This is a genomic window from Streptomyces lusitanus, assembly GCF_042647945.1.
In the GTDB taxonomy this organism is placed as follows: Bacteria; Actinomycetota; Actinomycetes; order Streptomycetales; family Streptomycetaceae; genus Streptomyces; species Streptomyces pseudogriseolus.
The window spans coordinates 23445-43792 of sequence record NZ_JBHRWL010000026.1 but is presented as its reverse complement, the minus strand read 5'-3'; the positions used below and the strand labels follow the sequence as shown (position 1 = coordinate 43792).

The 20348-nt window shown below is 72.4% G+C and carries 19 protein-coding genes; 12 read left to right on the top strand and 7 right to left on the bottom strand.

Annotation, left to right across the window (positions count from 1 at the left end):
- The first annotated feature begins 9 nt into the window (after positions 1–9).
- A complete protein-coding gene (locus ACFOSY_RS29230; protein ID WP_394312563.1) occupies positions 10–813 on the top strand; it encodes an SAM-dependent methyltransferase in 804 nt (267 codons plus the stop codon).
- Between the two features lie 365 nt (positions 814–1178).
- On the opposite strand, the gene ACFOSY_RS29225 is transcribed toward ACFOSY_RS29230, so the two are convergent.
- Together ACFOSY_RS29225 and ACFOSY_RS29220 are read right to left on the bottom strand one after the other, a co-directional pair.
- On the bottom strand, positions 1179–2669 hold the full coding sequence (locus ACFOSY_RS29225) for a glutamate synthase subunit beta (RefSeq protein WP_394312561.1): 1491 nt from the start codon (positions 2667–2669) through the stop codon (positions 1179–1181).
- A gap of 145 nt (positions 2670–2814) precedes the next feature.
- The gene (locus ACFOSY_RS29220) at positions 2815–3297 is read right to left on the bottom strand and encodes an anthrone oxygenase family protein (RefSeq protein ID WP_394312559.1); all 483 of its coding nucleotides are present in this window, start codon (positions 3295–3297) and stop codon (positions 2815–2817) included.
- A gap of 203 nt (positions 3298–3500) precedes the next feature.
- On the opposite strand from ACFOSY_RS29220, the gene ACFOSY_RS29215 reads away from it, so the two are divergent.
- The gene (locus tag ACFOSY_RS29215; protein ID WP_394312557.1) at positions 3501–4133 is read left to right on the top strand and encodes a uridine kinase; all 633 of its coding nucleotides are present in this window, start codon (positions 3501–3503) and stop codon (positions 4131–4133) included.
- A gap of 147 nt (positions 4134–4280) precedes the next feature.
- Entirely contained in the window at positions 4281–4709 is a 429-nt protein-coding gene (locus ACFOSY_RS29210; protein WP_394312554.1) for a CBS domain-containing protein, read from the top strand.
- Positions 4710–4746: 37 nt separating this feature from the next.
- Here the strand turns inward: ACFOSY_RS29210 and ACFOSY_RS29205 are convergent, their stop codons facing one another.
- From ACFOSY_RS29205 to ACFOSY_RS29195, 3 genes are all read right to left on the bottom strand, one after another.
- Positions 4747–5865 (bottom strand): magnesium and cobalt transport protein CorA, encoded by a 1119-nt coding sequence (locus tag ACFOSY_RS29205; protein WP_394312553.1) that lies wholly within the window; start codon positions 5863–5865, stop codon positions 4747–4749.
- Between the two features lie 207 nt (positions 5866–6072).
- Entirely contained in the window at positions 6073–6984 is a 912-nt protein-coding gene (locus ACFOSY_RS29200) for a carbohydrate kinase family protein (RefSeq protein ID WP_394312550.1), read from the bottom strand.
- Positions 6981–7892 (bottom strand): pseudouridine-5'-phosphate glycosidase, encoded by a 912-nt coding sequence (locus ACFOSY_RS29195; RefSeq protein WP_394312543.1) that lies wholly within the window; start codon positions 7890–7892, stop codon positions 6981–6983. The genes ACFOSY_RS29200 and ACFOSY_RS29195 overlap by 4 nt, the downstream gene beginning before the upstream one ends.
- 99 nt (positions 7893–7991) lie before the next feature.
- Here ACFOSY_RS29195 and ACFOSY_RS29190 point away from each other — a divergent pair, with 99 nt between their 5' ends.
- Positions 7992–8414, top strand: coding sequence for a VOC family protein (locus ACFOSY_RS29190; RefSeq protein ID WP_394312541.1), 423 nt, complete (start codon positions 7992–7994; stop codon positions 8412–8414).
- Positions 8415–8456: 42 nt separating this feature from the next.
- On the opposite strand, the gene ACFOSY_RS29185 is transcribed toward ACFOSY_RS29190, so the two are convergent.
- Positions 8457–9011, bottom strand: coding sequence for a methylated-DNA--[protein]-cysteine S-methyltransferase (locus ACFOSY_RS29185; RefSeq protein ID WP_394312538.1), 555 nt, complete (start codon positions 9009–9011; stop codon positions 8457–8459).
- Positions 9012–9088: 77 nt separating this feature from the next.
- Positions 9089–9964 carry a glycerophosphodiester phosphodiesterase gene (locus tag ACFOSY_RS29180; protein ID WP_394312537.1) on the bottom strand — a complete coding sequence of 292 codons (876 nt, stop codon included), beginning with the start codon at positions 9962–9964 and terminating at the stop codon, positions 9089–9091.
- Positions 9965–10242: 278 nt separating this feature from the next.
- Here ACFOSY_RS29180 and ACFOSY_RS29175 point away from each other — a divergent pair, with 278 nt between their 5' ends.
- From ACFOSY_RS29175 to ACFOSY_RS29140, 8 genes are all read left to right on the top strand, one after another.
- Positions 10243–11106 carry an MHYT domain-containing protein gene (locus tag ACFOSY_RS29175; protein ID WP_394312534.1) on the top strand — a complete coding sequence of 288 codons (864 nt, stop codon included), beginning with the start codon at positions 10243–10245 and terminating at the stop codon, positions 11104–11106.
- Positions 11107–11146: 40 nt separating this feature from the next.
- Positions 11147–13297, top strand: coding sequence for an excinuclease ABC subunit UvrB (gene uvrB, locus ACFOSY_RS29170; protein WP_394312531.1), 2151 nt, complete (start codon positions 11147–11149; stop codon positions 13295–13297).
- A 136-nt stretch (positions 13298–13433) separates the two neighbouring features.
- The gene (locus tag ACFOSY_RS29165; RefSeq protein WP_006135293.1) at positions 13434–14012 is read left to right on the top strand and encodes a TerD family protein; all 579 of its coding nucleotides are present in this window, start codon (positions 13434–13436) and stop codon (positions 14010–14012) included.
- An 82-nt stretch (positions 14013–14094) separates the two neighbouring features.
- A complete protein-coding gene (locus tag ACFOSY_RS29160; protein ID WP_394312526.1) occupies positions 14095–16092 on the top strand; it encodes a TerD family protein in 1998 nt (665 codons plus the stop codon).
- Positions 16093–16418: 326 nt separating this feature from the next.
- Positions 16419–17420, top strand: a complete 1002-nt coding sequence (locus tag ACFOSY_RS29155) for a TerC family protein (RefSeq protein WP_394312524.1) — start codon at positions 16419–16421, stop codon at positions 17418–17420.
- A gap of 283 nt (positions 17421–17703) precedes the next feature.
- Entirely contained in the window at positions 17704–18807 is a 1104-nt protein-coding gene (locus ACFOSY_RS29150; RefSeq protein WP_394312522.1) for a calcium:proton antiporter, read from the top strand.
- 132 nt (positions 18808–18939) lie between these two features.
- A complete protein-coding gene (gene aroQ / locus ACFOSY_RS29145) occupies positions 18940–19413 on the top strand; it encodes a type II 3-dehydroquinate dehydratase (RefSeq protein ID WP_394312518.1) in 474 nt (157 codons plus the stop codon).
- A 138-nt stretch (positions 19414–19551) separates the two neighbouring features.
- Positions 19552–20313, top strand: coding sequence for a class I SAM-dependent methyltransferase (locus ACFOSY_RS29140; RefSeq protein WP_394312517.1), 762 nt, complete (start codon positions 19552–19554; stop codon positions 20311–20313).
- Positions 20314–20348: the final 35 nt, after the last annotated feature.

Sequence of the window (20348 nt, the reverse complement as noted above, 5' to 3'; positions counted from 1 at the left end):
GAGCCCGTCATGACCGGGGAGCACCCCGTGGAGATCGACACCACCAGACCGCATCCCGCGCGGATGTACGACTGGTATCTCGGAGGCAAGGACAACTACCCGGTCGACGAGGCGATGGGCCGGCAGATGCTCGCCCTCGAGCCCAGGGTGCCGGTCATGGCGCGCGTCAACCGCGCGTTCATGCAGCGCGCCACGCGCTGGCTCGCCGGGCAGGGCGTGCGCCAGTTCCTCGACATCGGCACCGGCATCCCCACCGAGCCGAACCTGCACCAGATCGCCCAGCGCGTCGCACCGGACGCCCGCGTCGTGTACTGCGACAACGACCCCATCGTGCTGGCACACGCGGCGGCCCTGCTGCGCGGCACGGAGGAGGGCGTCACCGACTACCTCCAGGCCGACGTCCGGGAACCGGACCTGATCCTGGAGGGCGCGCGCAAGATCCTCGACTTCGACCGGCCGATCGCGCTGTCGCTCATCGCCCTGCTGCACTTCGTCCCCGACGAGGACGGCGCGCACGAGCTGGTGTCGCGGCTGGTGGACGCCCTGCCCTCGGGCAGCCACCTGGTGATCAGCCACGCCACGGCCGACTTCACCCCCGAGGAGTCGGAGGAGGCCACGGCGAAGCTCAGGGCTGCGGGCGTCAGCCTGGCGCTGCGCAGCCGCGAGGAGTTCACCCGGTTCTTCGACGGCCTCGAGCTCGTCGACCCCGGCGTCGAGGTGCCGCACCTGTGGCACCCCGAACTGGGCGACCCGGTCCCGGGCCAGGACGACGGGGTCATCCCCGGCTACGGCGCGGTGGCCCGCAAGCCGTAACGCCGTCCACCCGCACCACCCGACGCCCCTGGGCACCCGGCCGACGCCGGGACCCGGGGGCGTCGGCGTGCGGGAGTCCGGCGGGAGTCCGGCGGACGGCCGGCGCCTGCCGGGCAGGGGGGGCGGATTCCGGCCACGGGGTGGCGTGCGGTCCTGCTTGCGGGCGTGCGGGTGTGGGGCCGCCTGCCGGGGTGCGGGCGTACCCGCGCACCCCGGCCTGGGCGTACGGATGTGGGCCCAATAGCACGCGGGAGGGGGCGTCCGGACCTGACCGCGTGCGGGCGTGCGCACATGGGGGCGTCGGAGGCATGCGGCATGCCCGCGTGAGGGCGTGGGAGGGGCGGGCCCGCCCGCGGGGGAGCGTGTCAGACGGTCATGGGCCGGTCGTACGGGCCGATCGGCGCCGGCAGGTGGCTCGTGCCGCCCGTCAGATGGCGGTCGACGGCCGCCGCGACCGCCCGGCCCTCCGCGATGGCCCACACGATCAGCGACTGCCCCCGGGCGGCGTCGCCCGCCGCGAAGACGCCCGGCACGTTCGTCGCGAAGTCCGGCCCGCGCGCGATCGTCCCGCGCGGCTCCAGCTCGAGGCCGAGCTGCGCGACGATCCCGTCGCCCTGGTCCGGCCCCGAGAAGCCGAGCGCGAGCAGCACCATGTCGGCGGGCAGCGTCCGCTCCGTCCCCGGCACGGGCTTCCGCCCCGCGTCCACCTCGACCAGATGCAGCCCGCGCACACGCCCCTCCTCGTCCCCCACGAAGCGCAGCGTCGACGCGGCGAACAGCCGCGCGTCGGCATGCGCCGCGGGCGCGGTCCGCAGCGCGCCCGCCTCCTCGTGCGCCGCCGACAGCCGGTACAGCTTCGGATACGTCGGCCAGGGCTCGTTCTCCTCGTCGCGCCCGGTGCCCGGCCGGCGGTAGATGTCCAGCTGGGTGACCGACGCGGCCCGCTCCCGCACCGCCGTGCCCAGGCAGTCGGCGCCCGTGTCACCGCCGCCGACGATGACCACGTGCCGCCCCTCGGCCGACAGCGGCGACCTCTCCAGGTCGCCCTCGCAGACCCGGTTGGCCAGCGGCAGGTACTCCATCGCCTGGTGGATGCCCGCGAGTTCACGCCCCGGCACCGGCAGCTCCCGCCATGCCGTCGCCCCCGTGGCGATCACCACGGCGTCGTAACGGCTCCGCAGCTCCGCCGCGTCCACGTCCCGGCCGACCGTGGTCGACGTGCGGAACCGCGTCCCCTCGGCCCGCATCTGCTCCACGCGTCGCTCCAGATGGTGCTTCTCCATCTTGAACGCGGGGATGCCGTAGCGCATCAGCCCGCCGATCCGGTCGTCCCGCTCGTACACGGCGACCGTGTGCCCGGCCCGGGTGAGCTGCTGCGCGGCGGCCAGCCCGGTGGGGCCCGAGCCGATGACCGCGACCGTCCGCCCGGACAGCCGGTCCGGCGGGGCCGGCGTGGCGAACCCCTCCTCCCACGCCTTGTCGGCGATGGCGCACTCGACGTTCTTGATGGTGACCGCCGGCTGGTTGATGGCGAGCACACAGCCGGCCTCGCACGGTGCCGGGCACAGCCTCCCCGTGAACTCGGGGAAGTTGTTCGTGGCGTGCAGCCGCTCCGCCGCCGCCCGCCAGTCCTCCCGGGAGACCAGGTCGTTCCACTCCGGGATGAGGTTGCCCAGCGGACAGGCCTCGTGGCAGAAAGGCACCCCGCAGTCCATGCACCGGTCGGCCTGCGTACTGACGATCGGCAGCAGTCCCCCGGGTACGTACACCTCGTCCCAGTCGCGGACCCGCTCCTCCACCGGCCGGCGCGGCCACTCCTCGCGGGGCGTGGTGAGGAAACCCTTGGGATCTGCCATGGCCGTCTTCCTTGCGTGCGCGGGGGACAGGCCGTGCGTCGTCGGGCGGCACTCCTGCGCACACGATACGTCCGCCCACCCCGCCCCGCAGCGCGCCGGACACCCTCCGTACGGAGCCTCCACCGGAGAGTGAGGCCTGGCCGCCTCAGCCGGTGAGCGCGAGGAGGTACGCCAGCGCGGCGCCGGCCGAGGCGAGGGCGCGGACGTGGTTCCACCGCGTCCACCCCCGCACGTACTCCGGCCAGTACGCGGCCGCCTCCGCACCGCCCGCGTCGAGCCGGGCCAGCCGCTCGTTGCGGGGTATGTTCGCCACCACCGTCAGCCCGAACGACCCGCACAGGAACAGCGCGCCGCCCACCACCGACGCGACCGCCCCCTCGTCCGGCCACGTCACGAGCGTCACCACCGTGAGCACCGCGCTCAGCACCGTCGTGCCGAGGAACACCGCCATGAACGGCGGCCGCACCGCCGCCACGTTGACCGCCTGCATCGCGGCCACGCCCCGCGCCGGCGTGAGCGCCGCCAACCCCCTCATCACGAACGTCGAGAACGCGCAGAACACCCCGGCCACCAGCCCGGTCCCCAGGACGCCCAGCGCCGTCAGCACCGCGTACGGTCCGTCGCCCATGTCCTCACCCCCGTCACCCTCGTCCTTTGAGACCGGGACCCTTTCCCGGTCATCCGCACCACCAGTCAACGCGCCGCCGCCGCGCCGGGCCATGGCCGAGCGGCGCGCACCCATGCGCGAGCGTCCACGCTCCCCGGCCGCCCGCGGCGCCTGCCCGCCCCGGCGCTTCCGGTCCCGCCCGGGACGTGCCGCATCATGGCCGTGTGCGACTCGAAGCGATCACCTGGGACCGGCTCGTCGACCTGCTCACCGAGCGCCTGCTGGAGCTCGACACGGCAGACGGCGCTCCCTGGCCCCGAGTCGCCCTCGACGGCGCCCCGGCCGCCCGCCCGGGAGACCTCGCCGAACGGGTCGCCGAGGCGTTGCGCCTCCGAGGCCGCCCGAGCCTGGTCGTCGGCACGGAGGGCTTCCTGCGCCCCGCCTCGGTCCGGCTGGAGTACGGCCACCAGGATCTGGAGTCCTACTACAGCGGCTGGTACGACACCGGCGCCCTGTGGCGCGAGGTGTTCGACCCGCTGAGCCCCGGCGGCAGCGGGCGGGTGCTGCCCGACCTGTGGGATCCGGTCACCGACCGCGCGACCCGCAGCGCGTATGTCGAACTGCCGCCCGGCGGTGTGCTGTTGCTGCACGGCCCGCTCCTCCTCCACCACTGGTTCCCCTTCGATCTGACCGTCCACGTCCTCCTCTCACCCGGTGCACTGCGCCGCCGCACCCCCGAGGCCGAGCACTGGACCCTGCCCGCCTTCGAGCGCTACGAGCAGGAGACCGACCCGGCCGGCACCGCCGACGTGCTGGTCCGCGCCGACGACCCTCGCCACCCGGCCTGGCGCGGTTGAGAGCACGGTGACCGGCCTGGTCGGGGCCGGGAGCGCGGCGCCGTCCGCTGCGGGTGCCGTCCGCGGGCGGCCCGGCGACAATGAAGGGCGTCGGGACTCGCGGCGCGCCCCGCGCCGCGCCGGCCGTCCGGCATCGGGAGGTACCTCATGACCACCGCCGGAGACATCATGCACCGCGGCGCCCAGTGGATCCCCGCGCACGAAACCCTCGACCGAGCGGCACAGTTGATGCGCGAACTGAACGTCGGGGCGCTGCCCATCAGCGACGAGAACGAACGGCTCTGCGGCATCCTCACCGACCGTGACATCGTCGTCGGCTGCGTCGCCATGGGCCACGACCCCGCCAAGGTCACCGCGGGCGAGATGGCCAAGGGCACACCACGCTGGATCGAGTCCGACGCCGACATCGACGACGTCCTCACCGAGATGCGCACCCACCAGATCCGCCGGCTGCCCGTCATCGACGACAAGCGTCTCGTCGGCATGATCAGCGAGGCCGATCTGGCCCGGCATCTGACGGACGAGCAGATCGCCGCCTTCGCCGAGAGCGTCTACGCCCGGTCCGCCTCCGGCTGACACCGCCGCCCGCGGCCGGGGCCGGCCACGGCGGGCGTCACAGCCAGCCGCTGCGCCGGAACGCCCGGTACAGCAGCACGCACGCCACGGATATCACTCCGACGACCATGCCGTAGCCGTACCGCCAGTGCAGCTCCGGCATGTGGTCGAAGTTCATGCCGTACACCCCGCACACCATGGTCGGCACCGCGACGATCGCCGCCCATGCGGTGATCTTGCGCATGTCCTCGTTCTGGGCGACCGTGACCCGCGCCAGGTGGGCCTGGAGGATCGAGTTGATCAACTCGTCGAACGACGCTATCTGCTCCGTCGCCCGCTGCAGATGGTCCGCGACGTCACGGAAGTACGCCTGTATGTCCGGGGCGACCACCCGGCTCGGCCGGGTGGCGAGCTCCTCCAGCGGCCGGCCCAGCGGCACCACCGCCCGCTTCAGCTCCAGCAGTTCACGCTTCAGCTGGTAGATACGGCCCGGGTCGACCCGGGCGCCGTGCTCCGCGAACACCTCCGTCTCGACGAGGTCCATGTCCTCCTGGACCGAGTCGATTACGCGCAGATAGTCGTCGACGACCTGGTCCGCGACCGCGTGCAGCACCGTGGACGGGCCCTGCGCCAGCCGCACCGGGTCGGCCTCCAGCCCCTCGCGCAGCGGGCCCAGCGACCCGTGCCGGCCGTGCCGCACCGTCACCACGAAGTCCTGGCCGACGAACACCATGATCTCCCCGGTGTCCACCACCTCGCTGGTCGCGGTGAGTTCCTCGTGCTCGACGTAGCAGACGGTCTTGAGCACGGCGAACAGCGTCTCCCCGTACCGCTCCAGCTTCGGCCGCTGATGCGCCTCCACGGTGTCCTCCACCGCCAGCGGATGCAGGTCGAACAGCTCGGCGATGCCGGCGAACTCCCGGCTCGTCGGCTCGTGCAGCCCCAGCCACACGAACCCGTCCCCGCTCTCGCGGACCCGCTTGACGGCCTCGGCCACGTCCCCCGGCACGGAGACCCGGTAACCGTCCCGGTACGTCACGCAGTTGACCACCGAGGAACCCAGCGGGGACCGGGCCGGGTGGCTCAGATCCACCCGGGGGCGCCTGCGCGCCAGGCCGCGGAGCCTGCCCACGCGGCCGAGACCGGTGACCTTCCTCAGACTTCCTGCCCTGGACATGTGGCTCCCCCTCGTGGATCCCCCGTGCCGCGCTTCCTCGCCGGCCTGCCGGGCCAGTCTGCCAGCGACCGGCCGACCGCGTACGGGCCTGTGGAAACGGCAAGTTCCGTTTGGCTCCCGCCTGTGGAAAACGAGGTCCGGAGCCCGCCCGGACGTGCCTCCCCCCTCGACACCGCACCTTCCCGACCCGTATTTCAGTCCTGTACCTCAGTCCCGCACCGGCGGCCGTGCCCCCACCCGCTCCACCGCCGCGGCCCCAGCCCGGCACCCTTCCTCCGCCGCCCGCTCGGGATCCGCGCCGGCCAGCAGGGCCGCGAGGAAGGCCCCGGTGAACGCGTCACCCGCGCCGGTCGTGTCCCGGGGTGTCACCGGCACCGCGGGGACACGGGCGCACACCTCGCCGGACCGCGCCAGCAGCGCTCCCTCCGCGCCCTGCTTGACCACCACGAGCGGCACCCGCCGGCTCAGCCGCGCCGCCGCCTCGGCGACGTCCGGACACCCCGTCAGCAGGCACGCCTCGTCGCGGCTCGGCAGCAGCACGTCCACGTCCTCCACCAGCGTCAGGAAGCGGTCCGGACCAAGCTCGGCGAGAAACCCGGCCGACGCCGGGTCCACACTCACCGGCACCCCGCGCGCCTGCGCCGCCTTCAATGCCACCGCCACCAGGGCCCGGCTGCTCCCGGCGAACAGCAGATAGCCCGACAGATGCAGCCGCCCCACCCCGTCCAGCAAGGCGTCCGACCAGTCCTCGGCGCCGAGCCGCAGCGACGCGCCGCTGTCGGTGAGGAAGGTCCGCTCGGCCGCCGCGCCCTCGTCGACCAGGCACACGACCGTCCCCGTCGGCGCCTCGGCGTCCACGACCAGCCGCGGACGCACCCCGCAGGCGGCCAGCTCCCGTTCGTGCCAGACCGCCGCGTCCGCGCCCACCCGCCCCAGCAGCCGCACCTCGCACCCGCCCCGGCGCGCCGCCCAGCAGGCGACGTTCGCGCCCGCCCCGCCCGGCACCGTGCGGATCACGGCCGCCGTGTCCGTGCCCGGAGCGAGCGGACCGGCGTGGCGTGCGACCACGTCCGTGATCACGTCGCCGACGACCAGCAGCGCCCCGCCCGGCCCGGTCACTCCCCGGCGGCCCAGGCCGCCGCCACCCGGGCCGCGAGCGCCACGTTGCCGCGCACCGCCGCCAGATTGGCCTCCAGGGAGGCGCCGTCGGTGTGCCGGACCAGGTGGTCCAGCAGGAACGGCGTGACGCCCTGGCCGCTGACCCCGGCCGCCTCGCACGCCCGCAGCGCCTCGTCGAGCACCCGCGCGTGCACCTCGGGATCCAGCTGCTCGTCCTGCGGCACCGGGTTGGCGACGATCAGCGCCGACTCCGGGCCGCCGAGCGCGTCCTGCGCCCGCATCACCCCGGCCACCTCCTCCGGGGTGTCCAGCCGCCAGTCCACGGGATGCCCGGAGTCCGACAGGTAGAAGCCGGGGAAGCGGTCCGTTCCGTACCCGGCGACCGCCACGCCCAGCGTCTCCAGCCGCTGCAAGGTCGCCGGCACGTCCAGAATCGACTTCACCCCCGCGCACACCACGGTGATCCGGGTGCGCGCCAGCAGCCCCAGGTCGGCCGACTCGTCCTGGGTGACGGTCCACTCGCGGTGCACCCCGCCGAGCCCTCCGGTCGCGAAGACCCGGATGCCCGCGAGCGCCGCGAGCAGCGCGGTCGCGGAGACCGTCGTCGCGCCGCTCGCGCCCGCGGCCACCGCGAGCGGCAGGTCACGGTGGCCCAGCTTGCGGATGCCCTCCTCGTTCGCGACCCGTTCCAGCTGCTCCTTGTCCAGGCCGACCCGCGGCGTGCCGTCCAGCACCGCGATCGTCGCCGGCACCGCGCCCTCCCGTCGCACCGCGGCCTCCAGCTCGCGGGCCACCTGGAGATTGCGCGGCCGGGGCAGGCCGTGGGCGATGATCGTGGACTCCAGGGCCACGACGGGCCGGCCCGTCGCGATCGCGTCCCGTACCTCTTCCGACACCATGAGCACCACGCGCTGCCTCCCGTCCGACGTCTCTCCCTCCATCTCTGGCGGGCGGCACGCCGGGCCAAACCCTTGCGGAGCGTCACACGGCTCACGGACGCTTGGACCATGACAGCGACCCGGCTCGACCACATCGTCCTCTGGGTGAGTGACCCCATCGCCGCCGCGCACTTCTACGAGAAGGCCGTCGGCCTGGAGCCCGTCCGGCTCGCCGACTTCTCGGTCGGCGAAGCGCCGTTCCCCTCGGTGCGCGTCAGCGAGGAGACGATCCTCGACCTCATGCCGCGCTTCAAGGCGGACCGTATGACCATGCTCCCCGGGGCCGCCGAGAGCTCCGGCCACCCCGTCAACCACGTCTGCCTGTCGCTCTCCGCGGACGCCTTCGACGCCCTTCTCGACCGTCTCCAGGAGCAGGCGGTCCCGGTGTCGGACATCGCCCACGACTCCTTCGGCGCGCGCGGCCTGGCCAAGCGCAGCTTCTACTTCCGCGACCCCGACGGCAACATCTTCGAGGCGCGCCACTACGACTGAACGGCGGGCCGCGCCACCTGCCCCCACGACGGCACGGCGGTGTCAGAACAACGGCTCCGGCAGCACACCCTCCAGGGCGAGCAGCCGCCGTTTCGTCTCCAGCCCGCCGCCGAATCCGCCGATGCCGCCCCCGCTCTCCACCACCCGGTGGCAGGGCACGACCACCGGCAGCGGGTTGGCGCCCATGGCCATGCCCACGGCCTGCGCGCCGCCCGGCTGACCGACCCGGCCCGCCAGGTCGCCGTATCCCACCACCGTGCCGAACGGCACGGTGGTGGCCAGTTCGCGCAGCACCTCACGGTTGAAGCCCGAGATCAGCGACCAGTCCAGCGGCAGCTCGAAGGAGTGCCGCTCACCCGCGAAGTAGGCGTCGAGCTGGCGTATCGCCTCGGCCAGCAGGGGAGAGCCGGGCTCCTCCACGGGCTCGGTGCCGAGCCGGGACGCCAGGCGCTCCAGCGCTTTGTCACGCACCTCGTCGGTGGCGTGGAACACCACGTTGACCAGGCCTTGGCCGGTCGCGGCCAGCAGCAGCGGGCCGATGCGGCTGTCCACGACCGCCCACACGACCCGCTGCTCGTACCGCCCCTCACTGTCCATGCGCCCCACCGTACGACCCGCCACCGACAACGCGCCCCGGAACGGCGGCAAGGGGCGGGACAGCCGCGGCCGAGACCTCAGCCGCCCACCGCGTCACGCACCACGTCGGGGTTGTTGGTGATGATCCCGTCCACCCCGTAGCCGGCCACCCGCCGGGCGGCGGCCGCGTCGTTCACCGTCCAGGTGAACGTCTCCAGCCGCTTGCCGTGCGCACCCTTGAACGCGTGCACCGCGGTCACGTAGTCGGCGGTGAGCGACGCGTACGAGGGGTTGATCTGATCGGTGAAGGCCGCGTACGCCGGCAGGTCCGCGACCGGCGGCGTGCCGAGGAAGCCCGTCTTCACCGCGGGGGCCAGCTGGTGGACCGCCCGCACGCTGTCCGCGCTGAAGCTCTGCACGATCAGCCGCTGCCGCACATGCGCGCGGTCGAGCCAGCCCTCGTTGGCGAGGACCTTGAGGATGTCCCGCTCGATGCCGGGGTACAGCTGCGGGTTCTTGATCTCCAGCAGCAGCTTCTGCCGGTGCTGGTCGATCCGCCGCACGAACTGCTCCAGCGTCGGCACGCGCGCGCCCGCGTACGCCGGGTCGAACCAGCTGCCCGCGTCCAGGCGGGCTATCTCGGCGGCGGTGAAGTCCTTCACCTTCCACGGCGCACGGTCGGGGAAGACCTCCTCGACGTCGGTGGTGCGCTGGAGGCTGTCGTCGTGGACGATGACGAGCTCGCCGTCCTTGGTGCGCTGGACGTCGTTCTCCACCCACTCGGTGCCCAGGGCGGCCGCCTTGTCGACGGCCGCGAGCGTGTTCTCCGGCGCGTACCCGGAGGCGCCCCGGTGCGCGACGACCTCGGGAGCGGGCGCGGCGCCCCCGGCGGCGGCGGCCGGGGAGAGCGGGAGCAGGAGGACGGCGGCTCCCGCCAGCGCGGCGGTCGAGGCGGCGACAGCGCGTACGTGCATGTGTACTCCTCGCGTCGAACGGTCACGGTCAGAACCACTGTGACAGCAGAGGGTCAACGCGAGACGGGTGCGGGATGGCCACAGATTGAACGCCGATCCCCGAACTCCGCACACTGGTGCCACACACCTGGGGCAGGAACGTGTTTCTTTGCCGGATAGTCGTTCGACCATTCCGGTGGGGGTCATACTCTCTGCGAAACCCTGGCCGCCGCAGCGGTCCTGGGAGGGGGCGCACAACGGGGCAACGCGGGACGTACAGGGCGGAAGGGCAGCCGCGCATGCAGGGCACGGTCGACGGATTCAGTTACGGGCTGGTAACACCTCTGGTGGCCTATCTCATGGCCTGTCTCGGAGGCGCGCTCGGGCTGCGCTGCACCACCCGGGCCGGGCTGGCGCCCCGCTCCTGGCGCCCCGGCTGGCTCGCCCTCGGAGCCGCCGCCATCGGCGCCGGCGTCTGGACCATGCACTTCGTCGCGATGATGGGCTTCACCGTCAGAGGGACGCCGATCCACTACGACCGCACGATGACCTTCGCGAGCCTCGCCGTCGCCGTCGTGATGGTGGGCATAGGCATCTTCATCGTCGGCTACAAGGGCGCCACCGGGACGGCCCTGTTCACCGGGGGAACCGTCACCGGCCTCGGCATGGCGTCCATGCACTACCTCGGCATGGCCGGAATGAGTCTCGACGGACGCATCGAGTACGACACCGTCGCCGTCGCCGCCTCGGTCGTCGTCGCCATGGCCGCCGCCAGCGCCGCCCTGTGGGCGGCGGGCCGGGCCAGGGGCTTCCTGTGGAGCGTCGGTGCCAGCCTGATCATGGGGCTCGCGGTCACCGGCATGCACTACATCGGCATGGCCGCCGTCGAAGTGCACGTGCACGGCACGGCCGAACCCGCCACCGGGGAGTCCGCGGCCGCCCTGCTGGGCCCCATGATGGTCGGCCCGCTCGCCGTCCTCGTCCTCGCCGGCATCGTGGTGATCTTCGACCCCCTGGTGGTCATGGGACGGCCTCCGGCGCCCTCGGCCGACCGCCTGCCCGGGATACCCGCGCACTCCCCGGCGCACCACCCCTCGGTCCGCTCGCGGCTGCGTGCCCGCGGACCTGTCGAACACCGCTCCCGCACCCCCCAGCGCCGCTGATCCGGACCCGTTGTCAGTGGGGGGTCGTACCGTGGATGACATGCGGCCCGTTTCCCAGATCGAACGCACGGTGGCGCCCTTCGAGGTCGTCAGTCCCTACCGGCCGAGCGGCGACCAGCCCGCGGCCATCGCCGAGCTCGCCCGGCGCATCGAGGCCGGCGAGCAGGACGTCGTGCTGCTCGGCGCGACCGGCACCGGCAAGTCCGCCACCACCGCGTGGATGATCGAGAAGCTCCAGCGCCCCACCCTGGTCATGGCGCCGAACAAGACCCTCGCCGCCCAGCTGGCCAACGAGTTCCGCGAGCTCCTGCCGAACAACGCGGTCGAGTACTTCGTCTCGTACTACGACTACTACCAGCCCGAGGCGTACGTCCCGCAGTCGGACACCTACATCGAGAAGGACTCCTCGATCAACGAGGAGGTCGAGCGGCTGCGCCACTCGGCGACCAACTCGCTGCTCACCCGCCGTGACGTCGTCGTGGTCGCCTCCGTCTCCTGCATCTACGGTCTGGGCACCCCGCAGGAGTACGTGGACCGCATGGTCCCCCTGCGCGTCGGCGACGAGATCGACCGCGACGAGCTGCTGCGCCGCTTCGTGGACATCCAGTACACGCGTAACGACATGGCCTTCGCCCGCGGCACCTTCCGCGTCCGCGGCGACACCATCGAGATCTTCCCGGTCTACGAGGAGCTCGCCGTCCGCATCGAGATGTTCGGCGACGAGATCGAGGCGCTGTCCACGCTGCACCCCCTCACCGGCGAGATCATCAGCGACGACCAGCAGCTCTACGTCTTCCCCGCCTCCCACTACGTCGCGGGCCCCGAGCGGCTGGAGCGCGCGGTCAACGACATCGAGAAGGAGCTCGGCGAGCGCCTCGCGGAGCTGGAGAAGCAGGGCAAGCTCCTCGAGGCACAGCGGCTGCGCATGCGGACCACGTACGACATCGAGATGCTCCGCCAGATCGGCACCTGCTCCGGCGTGGAGAACTACTCGATGCACTTCGACGGCCGCGCGCCGGGCTCGCCGCCCAACACGCTGCTGGACTACTTCCCGGACGACTTCCTCCTCGTCATCGACGAGTCGCACGTCACCGTGCCCCAGATCGGCGCCATGTACGAGGGCGACGCTTCCCGCAAGCGCACGCTCGTCGACCACGGCTTCCGGCTCCCGTCCGCCCTGGACAACCGCCCGCTGAAGTGGGAGGAGTTCCAGGAGCGCGTCGGCCAGGCGGTGTACCTGTCGGCCACCCCGGGACAGTACGAGCTGTCCCGGTCGGACGGCTTCGTCGAGCAGATCATCCGCCCGACCGGACTCGTCGACCCCGAGGTCGTCGTCAAGCCCACCGAGGGCCAGATCGACGACCTGGTGCACGAGATCCGCACACGTGTGGAGAAGGACGAGCGCGTCCTGGTCACCACCCTCACCAAGAAGATGGCCGAGGACCTCACGGACTACTTCGTCGAACTCGGCATCCAGGTGCGCTACCTGCACAGCGACGTCGACACCCTGCGCCGGGTGGAGCTCCTGCGGGAACTGCGCAGCGGCGAGTACGACGTCCTGGTGGGCATCAACCTGCTGCGTGAGGGCCTCGACCTGCCCGAGGTGTCCCTGGTGGCGATCCTCGACGCCGACAAGGAGGGCTTCCTGCGGTCGGGCACCTCCCTGATCCAGACCATCGGCCGCGCGGCGCGCAACGTCTCCGGCCAGGTCCACATGTACGCCGACAAGATCACGCCGGCGATGGAGAAGGCCATCGACGAGACCAACCGCCGCCGCGAGAAGCAGATCGCCTACAACCAGGCCAACGGCATCGACCCGCAGCCGCTGCGCAAGAAGATCAACGACATCGTCGCGCAGATCGCCCGCGAGGACATCGACACCGAGCAGCTGCTCGGCTCGGGCTACCGCCAGGCCAAGAAGGACGGCGGCGGCACGAAGGCACCCGTGCCCGCACTCGGCGGCAAGGCGGCCAAGGCCGCGAAGAACGCCAAGGGGGCCAAGGGCAAGGCCGCCGGGTCCGTGCCCACGGACCGTCCCGCGGCCGAACTCGCCGAGCAGATCGAGGAACTCACCACGCGCATGCGGGCCGCCGCCGCCGACCTGCAGTTCGAGATCGCGGCACGGCTGCGCGACGAGGTGTCGGAGATGAAGAAGGAGCTGAGGCAGATGCAGGAGGCGGGCCTGTCCTGACCTCCGCACACGGGATGTGTTGCAAGACCGACACAAAGTGTGGACCGGGGTTCGTCGCTGTCAGTGCACCTGCGTAGGGTTCTGGTCAACCGCGGTCTTCGCGGCAACAGGGGACGTCCGAGAGGGGAATCAGCGCGTGACCGTCAACATGACCAAGGGTCAGGCCATCAGTCTGCAGAAGAACGACGGCGGCAGCCTGACCGCGGTGCGCATGGGTCTCGGCTGGCAGGCGGCCCCCCGGCGTGGCCTGTTCGGCACCCGTACCCGGGAGATCGACCTGGACGCCTCCGCCGTCCTCTTCGCCGACAAGCAGCCGGTCGACGTCGTCTTCTTCCGCCACCTGGTGAGCGACGACGGCTCCGTGCGCCACACCGGTGACAATCTCGTCGGCGGTGTCGGCCAGGGCGGCGACGACGAGGCCATCCTCGTCGACCTCTCGCGCGTCCCGGTCCACATCGACCAGATCGTCTTCACCGTGAACTCTTTCACTGGCCAGACGTTCCAGGAGGTGCAGAACGCCTTCTGTCGCCTGGTCGACGAGACCAACGGCCAGGAGCTCGCCCGCTACACGCTCGCCGGCGGCGGCCCCTACACCGCCCAGATCATGGCCAAGGTGCACCGCACCGGCGCGGGCTGGACGATGACCGCCCTCGGCAACCCGGCCAACGGCCGCACCTTCCAGGACCTGATGCCGGCCATCTTGCCCGTCCTCTGAGGCAGCCGCGGACGAACCGGCCCCCGTGCGGGGCCGGTTCGGCGCACCCGACACACCGACGCGACACAGGGGGACCAACGCGATGACGGCCGAGCTGGTGCGGGGGCAGAACCACCCGCTGTCCCAGTCCCGTCTGGAGATCCGGATCTCGGCCGGCACGCCGGTCGCGGCCGCCGCCGCACTCGGCGACGAGAACGGACGGATCCACGGCACGGAGTGGGTGGCCCACCCGGGCGCCCCCGTGCAGCACGGCCTGGAGGTGTCGCGCCAGGCGGCCGCCGACCACCGTCTTGCGGTCGACCTGGACGCCATGACCGACGCCGTCCACCGCGTCAGCGTGCTGCTCGCCCTGCCCACCGCGAACGGCGGCCCCGGGCCCGCCCGCTTCGGATCCGTGGCGGCCCCCTTCGTCGCCGTCACCGGCCTGGACGGCACCGAGGTCGCCAGCTACACCATCACCGGCTTGGACCTCGAGTCGGCCGTCGTCGCGCTGGAGCTGTACCGGCGGCAGGGCGCCTGGAAGGTGCGCGCCGTCGGCCAGGGCTACGCGGGCGGACTGGCCGAACTCTTCGCCGACCAGGGGCTGTCCGAGGCCGCGCAGCTCGCGGCCGGCATCGACGAGGCCGTCGCCAAGGGCCTCGCCCGCTCCGTCCAGGCGCCCCCGCCCCGCACCCCCGAGGGCGACCGCTCCCGTCAGGCCGCGGCCCCCGCGGTCGGCCCCGACCAGGGCGCCGCGCCGCAGGGCGCCCCCGGCCCCGTGCCGCCGGCGTACGGCGGGCAGCCGGCCGGCGGACAGGGACAGGGCGGACCGCAGCCCGCCTACGGCGGCGCGACGGACCCCCAGGCGGCCGCCGGCGGCCCCGTCAACTACAGCCACCCCGGGCGGCAGACCTCCGCCCCACCGCCGCCCCCGCCCGCGGCGCCCCCGGCGCAGCCCGGACAGCCCGCGCGGCCGGTGGCGGGCGATGCGACCGGATGGTCCATGGAGGAGCGGCTTTACAACCAGGTCTGGGGCATGTTCGAGGACCTGGCCCGGACCGCAGCCGCGTACCGCAGCGCCGTGGACTTCGCCGAGTCGCGGATGGACAAGGAGCTGGAGCAGGCGCTGTCCGACCCGCGCAGCCGCATCGGCGGCCAGGGCGACGCCGCCCGCGAGGCGGCCCGCGCGCGGTACACGCAACTCGTCGACCAGGCGCGGGCGTCCCTCGACCGGGACGTCGACCAGCTCGTCGCCGAGTCCGAGGTCGTCGAGCCCGCCCTGCCCCCGGCGTTCGCCCGCTGGGACAACCCCTGCTGGCACGCCTACCGGGTGCCCATGGAGATCCCCATGGCGCTGCGCCTGGGCGACCTCCGGCTGCCCGAGGCCGAGTCGATCCGCATACCGATGCTGCTCCGGCTGCCGCTGGAGCGCGGACTGTGGATCGACAGCGGCCGCACCGACTCCCTGGACGGGTCCTTCACCGACTCCCACGACATGCGGCGCCTGGCCATGGACACGGCGGTGGCGCACGCGGCGCGGCTGCTCGCCGTCTACCCGGCCGGCGAGTTCACGGTGCACGTCGTCGATCCGGCCGGGTCCGGCGCGCAGGCCCTGGCCCCGCTCACCCAGACCGGCGTCCTGGCCGGCCCGCCCGCGCAGGGCGCGGCCGGTGTGACGGAGGTGCTGGCCCGGCTCACCCAGCGGGTCGACCTGGTGCAGATGGCGCTGCGCGGTGGGGCGCCGGACGCGCTCCCGCCCGGCTTCGACACCTCGCAGCAGCTGCTGATCGTCAACGACTTCCCGCACGGCTTCGACGACCGCGCCGTGAACCAGCTGCGCTACCTCGTCGACGAGGGGCCGTCGGTCGGCGTCCATCTGATGATGGTCGCGGACCGCGAGGAGTCCGCGGGCTACGGCCCGCTGCTCGACCCGCTGTGGCGTTCGCTGCTGCGGCTGACCGCGGTGCCCGACGACCACCTCGCCGACCCGTGGGTGGGTCACGCCTGGACCTACGAGCCGCCGTCGGTGCCGCCGGGCAGCGAGGTGCTCCGCCAGGTCCTCACCCAGGTCGCCGAGGCCCGCCGCACCTGGAACAGGTGACCGTCCGGCCCTTGTGACCCGTCCGGGCCCTGACGCACGCTTGACCTCCGACCCGTTGACCAAGGATGCGTAAAGCCCCCCACCTGGGTGTTTGTGTCTTTCTTTACCGATCTCTTTACCTTTCCTTGGTGATTGGGTAGTCTTGGCCGCACGGAGGGGAGTACTCCCTGTCTGTGCGGCGACCCCGTCAATACGGATCAGGCCAGATCCCGGGGCGTCGGCCCGAAGGCCGTCCGGGCGCATCCCGCGCCCCCGGTCCGGGTGGAAGAGACCTCCGGCAGCGACGACGCTGACATTTGCCGTGTGACGTATCTGCCGGAGGCGCAGTGGATGTTTCCCTGACCCTGTGGGTCCTGACGATCGTGGGCCTGTGCGCCCTGATCGCCGCCGATTTCTTCATCGGCCGTAAACCGCACGACGTCTCCGTCAAGGAGGCCGGGATCTGGACCGTCGTCTGGATCGTGCTGGCCGCGCTCTTCGGGCTCGGCCTGCTGGTCTTCGAGGGCGGCCGGCCGGCGGGCGAGTTCTTCGCCGGCTACATCACCGAGAAGTCGCTGAGCGTCGACAACCTCTTCGTCTTCGTCCTGATCATGGCGAAGTTCGCCGTGCCCTCGAAGTACCAGCAGCGGGTGCTCCTCGTCGGAGTGCTCATCGCCCTGGTGCTGCGCGCGATATTCATCGCCGCGGGCGCCGCCATCATCGCCAGCTTCTCCTGGGTGTTCTACATCTTCGGCGCCTTCCTGATCTGGACCGCCTGGAAGCTGATCCAGGAGGCCCGGGCCGACCAGGAGGACGAGGAGTTCGAGGAGAACAAGCTGCTCAAGGCGGCCGAGCGCCGCTTCGGCGTGGCCGACCGTTACCACGGCACCAAGCTGTGGATCCAGCAGAACGGCAAGCGGGTCATGACCCCGATGCTCGTCGTCATGCTCGCGATCGGCACCACCGACGTCCTGTTCGCGCTGGACTCGATCCCCGCGATCTTCGGCCTGACCCAGGACCCGTACATCGTGTTCACGGCGAACGCGTTCGCGCTGATGGGTCTGCGGCAGCTGTACTTCCTCATCGGCGGACTGCTGAGGAAGCTGGTCCACCTGTCCTACGGCCTGTCGATCATCCTGGGCTTCATCGGCGTGAAGCTGGTGCTGCACGCTCTGCACGAGTCCGGGGTGCACGTCCCCGAGATCAGCATTCCGGTCTCCCTGGGCGTGATCTGCTCGGTGCTGATCGTCACCACGATCACCAGCCTTCGGGCGTCCCGTAAGCAGGCGCAGGCCGAGGCGGTCACCGGGCAGGCCGAGACGCCCGCGAAGACCGACGCCGACGTCTGACCCCGTCGACACCAGGAACACGGGCACCGGGAGCGGGGGCGGCGCATCGCCGGCCCCGCTCCCGGACCCGCGCGTTCCACCGCGCCGCCCCCGGGCGGCGCCGACCGCAACCGACCAGTACGAGGAGGGCATGCGTGACCATGGTGACCCCGAGACGATCAGGATCGCGGAGCGGAAGGGGTCGCCGCACGGCGGTGACAGCAGTTCCGGCGCCCTCTTCGGCCGCCCGGCGGTCGGCAGCCCTTGAGGTGCGGCACGGCCTCACGCCGGGGACGATCGCCGCATGACGGACCGGATCAAGTCCATGGCGGCCCGATGGACGGTCGCCGTTCCCGTGCTCGCGGTCGTGCTGCTCGCCCTGACCTGGGGAAGAGACCTGCCCGGCGTCGTCGTCGGGGTGGTGACCCTGGTCCTGGCGGGAGCCGTGCTGGCAGCCGTGCACCATGCCGAGGTGGTCGCCCACCGGGTCGGAGAGCCGTTCGGCTCCCTGGTGCTGGCGGTCGCCGTCACGGTCATCGAGGTCGCGCTGATCGTGACGCTGATGCTCGACGGCGGGGACAAGAGCGCGACGCTCGCCCGGGACACCGTGTTCGCCGCCGTGATGATCACCTGCAACGGCATCGTCGGCCTCAGCCTGCTCGTCGGCTCCCTGCGGCACAAGACCGCGGTCTTCAACTCGGAGGGCACCGGAGCCGCCCTCGCCACCGTGACCACGCTGGCGACCCTCAGCCTCGTGCTGCCGACGTTCACCACCAGCAAGCCCGGCCCGGAGTTCTCCACCGTCCAGCTCACCTTCGCGGCGGTCGCCTCGCTGAGCCTCTACGGCCTGTTCGTCGCGACCCAGACCGTGAGACACCGCGACTACTTCCTGCCCGTCGCGAAGCAGGGGGAGCCGTCCCGCCCCGAGGAGGACCACGCCGAGGCGCCCTCCACGCGCACCGCGATGATCAGCGCGGGGCTGCTGCTCCTCGCCCTGATCGGTGTCGTCGGCCTCGCCAAGGGCGTCTCACCGACGATCGAGTCGGGAGTGGAGGCGGCCGGTCTCGGCCACGGCGTGGTCGGTGTGATCATCGCCCTGCTGGTGCTGCTGCCGGAGACCATCGCCGCGGGGCGCGCCGCGCGCCGCAACCACGTGCAGACCAGCATGAACCTGGCCCTCGGCTCGGCGATGGCCAGCATCGGCCTGACCATCCCCGCCGTCGCGCTGGCGTCGCTCTGGCTGCCAGGCCCGCTCGTCCTGGGCCTCGGCAGCACCCACATGGTGCTGCTCGCCCTGACCGTGGTGGTCAGCGCCCTCACGGTGGTGCCGGGCCGGGCCACACCGCTCCAGGGAGGCGTGCACCTGGTGCTGCTCGCCGCCTATCTGGAACTGGCGATCAACCCCTGACCGCCGGGCCCTCGGGGCCGCCCGCACACAGTGGCGGCTCCGGGGGCTTCCCGAGCCTGCGTCACCGCGTGATAGACCGGGTGCGACCAGCGGTTCCGGGGAGGGACCGCACCCCGACGGACCGGAGGAAACGTGCCCCGCAACCTGGCCGACGCCCCGATCATGATCCTCAACGGCCCCAACCTGAACCTGCTCGGGCAGCGGCAGCCGGAGATCTACGGGCGTGACACGCTGGCCGACGTCGAGGCGATGTGCGCCCGCGCGGCCGCGGCGCACAACGGCACGGTGGACCTCCGCCAGTCCAACCACGAGGGCGAGCTGGTCGACTGGATCCACGAGGCGCGGCTCGACCACTGCGGCATCGTCATCAACCCGGGCGCCTACTCGCACACCTCCGTCGCGATCCTGGACGCCCTCAACGCCTGCGACGGCCTGCCCGTGATCGAGGTCCACATCTCCAACATCCACCGCCGGGAGAGCTTCCGGCACCACTCCTACGTCTCCCTGCGCGCCGACGGCGTCATCGCGGGATGCGGCGTCCAGGGGTACGTGTTCGCGGTGGAGCGGATCGCGGCGCTGGCCGGCCCGGGCCTGGCAGAGGCGTGACACCGGCCCCGCCGCCAGGTCTCGTCCGGGAGGACAACCGGCACCGCAGGGCGGCGCGACAAGGAACAGCTCCCCTGACGCGGCGCTACCGTCGTAAGGGTGACAGGAACCAGTGCCGACCGGCGATGGTCCGAATCCATGCCGGCGGCCTATGAGCGGTACCTCGTGCCGGTGGTCTTCCGGCCCTTCGCCGAGGACCTGACTGCCCGGGCGGCGGCACTCCACCCCCGGCGCATCCTCGAACTCGCCGCGGGAACTGGCGTCTTGACAGCGAACCTGCTCACAGCAGCACCCTCGGCCGAGGTGACGGCCACCGACCTGAACGAGGCCATGCTCGCTTTCGGTTCGGCCCGGGCCCCTGGCGCGATGTGGCGGCAGGCGGACGCGCAGCGGCTGCCGTTCCCGAACGGAGGCTTCGACCTGGTGGTCTGCCAGTTCGGCGTCATGTTCTTCCCCCACCGCATCCAGGCGTTCACCGAGGTCCGCCGGGTGCTCGCCCAGGGCGGCCGGTTCCTGTTCAACACCTGGGGCCCGCTCGGGAGGCACGCCTTCGAAGCCGCGCTGCGGGCCGGGCTGGAGCGGGCCTTTCCGGCCGACCCGCCACGGTTCTTCCAGACGGTTCCGCACGGCTGTGCCGACCCCGCTGTCGTGGCCGCCGATCTGGAGGCCGCCGGGTTCGCTGTCGAGGACGGGCAGGAGTTGACGCTTCAGGGCCGGGCCGAGTCGATCGCCGACCTTGCCACCGGGTACCTCACGGGGACGCCGGTGCGCGCGGCCGTCGAGGAGCGCGGCGACGGACCGGCCGTCCGGGCCACCGTCATCGAAGAGATGGCGGCCCGTCTGGGCCCGGGACCGGTCACCGCTCCGATGACGGCGTACGTCTTCCGTGCCGTGGCCTGAACGAAGGCCGCGCCCGCGCACTCCGGCCGCCGCGT